Here is a 639-nt window from a genome sequence, read left to right as displayed (position 1 = left end):
CAGTTTGCCTGGCAACAGGCACAGCGGGTTTATTATGAAGGCATCACTTTTGATGAAAAAGAGGTCTTGGTGACTCATAAACGAACGGGAGTCATGCAGGAATACTATTATGATGTTGCGTATCGCCCTTTGCTGGAGGGCGGCCACATCACGGGTATGATTCAGGTCATCACGGACGTGACGGCACACGTACAGGCTCGCCGACAGCTCGAAGAAAGTGAAGCAAAGCTGAGCCTATTGAGCAACACGGTGCCCTCGATGATTTTTTACCTGGATCAGCAGCAACGTTACGTTTCTTATAATAAAACCTTTCAGGATTGGTTCGACGTCGATGCCGATGAAGTCATTGGCCAAAGCGTACGGGAATTCATTGGTGAACAGGCCTATCAACAAGTAGCCCCACATTTGGCGGTTGCCTATGCAGGCCAGCCCGAACGCTATGAGCTGGCAGCTCCTTCCCGCGTAGGAACACAGCGGTGGCTGGATATTACTTATACACCTCACCATAACGAAGTAGGAGAACTGCTGGGAGTGATTGTACTGGCTAGCGACATCAGTACCCAGATGCAGGTCCGCAGAGCTTTGGAAGAGAGCAGCAATTCGTTGCAAAGTGCAATTGAGGTGGCCGGGCTAGGCACC

General features: G+C 51.0%; 1 protein-coding gene. It reads left to right on the top strand.

The window, feature by feature from the left end; translation table 11 throughout:
- Positions 1-93 precede the first annotated feature (93 nt).
- Positions 94-639, top strand: a 546-nt coding sequence (locus BWI93_RS05840; protein WP_176454144.1) for a PAS domain-containing protein, incomplete at its 3' end; no start/stop codon positions are given.

Origin of the sequence: Siphonobacter sp. BAB-5385, assembly GCF_002261125.1 — a bacterium.
Taxonomy (GTDB): Bacteria; Bacteroidota; Bacteroidia; order Cytophagales; family Spirosomataceae; genus Siphonobacter.
This window is presented reverse-complemented; position numbering and strand designations above follow the sequence as displayed.